Genomic DNA, 5129 nt, shown 5'->3' on the forward strand with positions numbered 1-5129 from the left:
GTGTTCGGCGGTGTCCTACTCTCCCACACCCGCGGGGGTGCAGTACCATCGGCGCTGGCAGGCTTAGCTTCCGGGTTCGGAATGGGACCGGGCGTTTCCCTGCCGCCATGACCACCGAAACTCTGTGAAACAACCACAGGTGTGGTGTGGTGTCTCAGAGTTGCAGAGCGGATGCGTAGCAGCTTCGTGGGCAAGTCCTCGGCCTATTAGTACCAGTCCACTCAAAAACACATTACTGTGCGTCCATGTCTGGCCTATCAACCCAATCGTCTCTTGGGGGCCTTAACCCACAAAGGGGTGGGAGACCTCATCTAGGAACAGGCTTCCCGCTTAGATGCCTTCAGCGGTTATCCCTTCCGAACGTAGCTAACCAGCCATGCCACTGGCGTGACAACTGGCATACCAGAGGTTCGTCCGTCCCGGTCCTCTCGTACTAGGGACAGCCTTCCTCAAGTCTCCTACGCGCGCGGCGGATAGGGACCGAACTGTCTCACGACGTTCTAAACCCAGCTCGCGTGCCGCTTTAATGGGCGAACAGCCCAACCCTTGGGACCTACTCCGGCCCCAGGATGCGACGAGCCGACATCGAGGTGCCAAACCATGCCGTCGATATGGACTCTTGGGCAAGATCAGCCTGTTATCCCCGGGGTACCTTTTATCCGTTGAGCGACATCCCTTCCACCAGGAGATGCCGGATCACTAGTCCCTGCTTTCGCACCTGCTCGACCCGTCAGTCTCACAGTCAAGCTCCCTTGTGCACTTACACTCAACACCTGATTGCCAACCAGGCTGAGGGAACCTTTGGGCGCCTCCGTTACCTTTTAGGAGGCAACCGCCCCAGTTAAACTACCCACCAGGCACTGTCCCTGAACCCGATCAGGGCCCTAGGTTAGATTCCCAATCCGACCAGAGTGGTATTTCAACAACGACTCCACCACCACTAGCGTGACGGCTTCACAGTCTCCCACCTATCCTACACAAGCCGAACCGAAAACCAATACCAAGCTATAGTAAAGGTCCCGGGGTCTTTCCGTCCTGCCGCGCGTAACGAGCATCTTTACTCGTAGTGCAATTTCACCGGGCCTGTGGTTGAGACAGCCGGAAAGTCGTTACGCCATTCGTGCAGGTCGGAACTTACCCGACAAGGAATTTCGCTACCTTAGGATGGTTATAGTTACCACCGCCGTTTACTGGCGCTTAAATTCTCAGCTTCGCCCCAAAGGAGCTAACCGGTCCTCTTAACGTTCCAGCACCGGGCAGGCGTCAGTCCATATACCTCGTCTTACGACTTCGCATGGACCTGTGTTTTTAGTAAACAGTCGCTTTCCGCTGGTCTCTGCGGCCAACTCACCCTAGCCCGCACGGGGCTTCAAGTGCTTTGGCCCCCCTTCTCCCGAAGTTACGGGGGCATTTTGCCGAGTTCCTTAACCACAGTTCACCCGACCGCCTTAGTATTCTCTACCTGACCACCTGTGTCGGTTTGGGGTACGGGCCGCACATGTTCTCGCTAGAGGCTTTTCTCGGCAGCAGAGGATCACCCTACTTCGCCTCAACGGCTACGCATCACGTCTCACCCTCAACGGGACACGGATTTACCTATGTCCCAGGCTACACGCTTACACCAGTACAACCACTCACTGGCGGAGCTACCTTCCTGCGTCACCCCATCGCTTGACTACTACACACTCAGGCCCCACGCTCACCGATCTCAACCCGAAGGTCTCCACCGGCTCGGGTGGTTAGTATCATGCGCCTCATCATGGGCGAACATACGCGGGTACGGGAATATCAACCCGTTGTCCATCGACTACGCCTGTCGGCCTCGCCTTAGGTCCCGACTTACCCTGGGCAGATTAACTTGACCCAGGAACCCTTGGTCATCCGGCGGCAGAGTTTCTCACTCTGCATTCGCTACTCATGCCTGCATTCTCACTCCCACACCCTCCACGACTGAGTTCCCTCGCCGCTTCCCTGGATGCAGGACGCTCCCCTACCCAACAACACCACTAGATACTCGCCTCAAGGACGAGAACCGATGTATTGTGTCATTGACACGGCTTCGGCGGTGTACTTCAGCCCCGCTACATTATCGGCGCAGGACCACTTGACCAGTGAGCTATTACGCACTCTTTCAAGGATGGCTGCTTCTAAGCCAACCTCCTGGTTGTCTCGGCGACCCCACATCCTTTCCCACTAAGCACACACTTAGGGGCCTTAGCCGGTGTTCTGGGCTGTTTCCCTCTCGACGACGAAGCTTATCCCCCGCCGTCTCACTGCCGCACTCTCACGTGATGGTATTCGGAGTTTGGTTGACTTCGGTAACCCGGTAAGGCCCCTAGGCCATCCAGTAGCTCTACCCCCACCACGAAACATGCGACGCTGCACCTAAATGCATTTCGGGGAGAACCAGCTATCACGGAGTTTGATTGGCCTTTCACCCCTACCCACAACTCATCCCCCAGGTTTTCAACCCTGGTGGGTTCGGCCCTCCACGAGGTCTTACCCTCGCTTCAGCCTGGCCATGGGTAGATCACTCCGCTTCGGGTCTAGACCACGCGACTCACACGCCCTCTTCAGACTCGCTTTCGCTACGGCTACCCCACACGGGTTAACCTCGCCACGCAGCACTAACTCGCAGGCTCATTCTTCAAAAGGCACGCCATCACAATCAAACGATCGCTCTGACGGCTTGTAGGCACACGGTTTCAGGTACTCTTTCACTCCCCTCCCGGGGTACTTTTCATCTTTCCCTCACGGTACTCGTCCGCTATCGGTCACCAGGAAGTATTTAGGCTTACCGAGTGGTCCCGGCAGATTCACAGCAAATTCCACGAGCTCGCTGCTACTCGGGAACACCACCACACCACACCAACACAGCTTTCGCGTACGGGACTCTCACCCACTCCGGTCCACCATCCCAGGCGGTTCCACTAGCCATGCAGCACGATGCCAGAACTGTCAGATTCTGGAAGATGGATCCCACAACCCCGCACACACAACCCCTGACAGGTATCACATGCGCACGGTTTAGCCTCCTCCGCTTTCGCTCGCCACTACTCACGGAATCACTAGTGTTTTCTCTTCCTACGGGTACTGAGATGTTTCACTTCCCCGCGTTCCCTCCACGCACCCTATATATTCAGGTACGGGTAACACCTCATAACAGGTGCTGGGTTTCCCCATTCGGACACCCTCGGATCACAGCTCGGTTGACAGCTCCCCGAGGCTTATCGCAGCCTCCCACGTCCTTCATCGGCTCCTGATGCCAAGACATCCACCATGTGCCCTTAACAACTTGACCACAAAGATGCTCGCATCCACTCTGCAATTCTCAAACACCACACCCAGAAACAACACACCGTGTTGCCTCAGGACCCAACAGCGTAAAGATGAACACCCACCACCCGGCCCCTCCGATGCCCGTTCCACGCCAACCGAAGCCGGCAGTACTAGACACATCCTCGAAGCAGGTGATGAGCATCAGCCAGTCGTCCACAATTCCTCGAGCAACCAGACAGTGCCACAGTCGGACACTGAGCCTGGCCACTCCACTCACCATCGGCGAGTGGATGTGTTGTGCTCCTTAGAAAGGAGGTGATCCAGCCGCACCTTCCGGTACGGCTACCTTGTTACGACTTCGTCCCAATCGCCAGTCCCACCTTCGACCACTCCCTCCCTTACGGGTTGGGCCATGGGCTTCGGGTGTTACCGACTTTCATGACGTGACGGGCGGTGTGTACAAGGCCCGGGAACGTATTCACCGCAGCGTTGCTGATCTGCGATTACTAGCGACTCCGACTTCACGCAGTCGAGTTGCAGACTGCGATCCGAACTGAGACCGGCTTTAAGGGATTCGCTCCACCTCACGGTATCGCAGCCCTCTGTACCAGCCATTGTAGCATGTGTGAAGCCCTGGACATAAGGGGCATGATGACTTGACGTCATCCCCACCTTCCTCCGAGTTGACCCCGGCAGTCTCCCGCGAGTCCCCGCCATTACGCGCTGGCAACACAGGACAAGGGTTGCGCTCGTTGCGGGACTTAACCCAACATCTCACGACACGAGCTGACGACAGCCATGCACCACCTGCACACCGGCCACAAGGGGGCCGACATCTCTGCCGGTTTCCAGTGCATGTCAAGCCCAGGTAAGGTTCTTCGCGTTGCATCGAATTAATCCACATGCTCCGCCGCTTGTGCGGGCCCCCGTCAATTCCTTTGAGTTTTAGCCTTGCGGCCGTACTCCCCAGGCGGGGCGCTTAATGCGTTAGCTACGGCACGGACAACGTGGAAGTCACCCACACCTAGCGCCCAACGTTTACAGCGTGGACTACCAGGGTATCTAATCCTGTTCGCTCCCCACGCTTTCGCTCCTCAGCGTCAGTATCGGCCCAGAGACCCGCCTTCGCCACCGGTGTTCCTCCTGATATCTGCGCATTTCACCGCTACACCAGGAATTCCAGTCTCCCCTACCGAACTCAAGCCTGCCCGTATCCACTGCAGGTCCGGAGTTAAGCCCCGGATTTTCACAGCAGACGCGACAAGCCGCCTACGAGCTCTTTACGCCCAATAATTCCGGACAACGCTTGCACCCTACGTATTACCGCGGCTGCTGGCACGTAGTTAGCCGGTGCTTCTTCTCCAGGTACCGTCACTTACGCTTCGTCCCTGGCGAAAGAGGTTTACAACCCGAAGGCCGTCATCCCTCACGCGGCGTCGCTGCATCAGGCTTCCGCCCATTGTGCAATATTCCCCACTGCTGCCTCCCGTAGGAGTCTGGGCCGTGTCTCAGTCCCAGTGTGGCCGGTCACCCTCTCAGGCCGGCTACCCGTCGTCGCCTTGGTAGGCCATCACCCCACCAACAAGCTGATAGGCCGCGGGCCCATCCCGTACCGCCGAAACTTTCCACCCACCAAGATGCCTCAGCAGGTCGTATCCGGTATTAGACCCCGTTTCCAGGGCTTATCCCAAAGTACAGGGCAGGTTACCCACGTGTTACTCACCCGTTCGCCACTCATCCACACCCGAAGATGCTTCAGCGTTCGACTTGCATGTGTTAAGCACGCCGCCAGCGTTCGTCCTGAGCCAGGATCAAACTCTCCAACAATGCTAGAAAATCGATCCGGCTAT

3 rRNA genes are annotated in these 5129 nt (G+C 57.2%); all 3 read right to left on the reverse strand.

Going from position 1 to position 5129, the window contains the following annotated elements:
* Positions 1-2 precede the first annotated feature (2 nt).
* Positions 3-119, reverse strand: a 5S ribosomal RNA gene (gene rrf / locus D0D15_RS35265).
* A gap of 67 nt (positions 120-186) precedes the next feature.
* Positions 187-3301, reverse strand: a 23S ribosomal RNA gene (locus D0D15_RS35270).
* Positions 3302-3587: 286 nt separating this feature from the next.
* Positions 3588-5106, reverse strand: a 16S ribosomal RNA gene (locus D0D15_RS35275).
* The 16S, 23S and 5S rRNA genes sit together here, the layout of an rRNA operon.
* Positions 5107-5129 lie beyond the last annotated feature (23 nt).

This window comes from Amycolatopsis thermalba, from assembly GCF_003385215.1.
Classification (GTDB): domain Bacteria; phylum Actinomycetota; class Actinomycetes; order Mycobacteriales; family Pseudonocardiaceae; genus Amycolatopsis_E; species Amycolatopsis_E thermalba.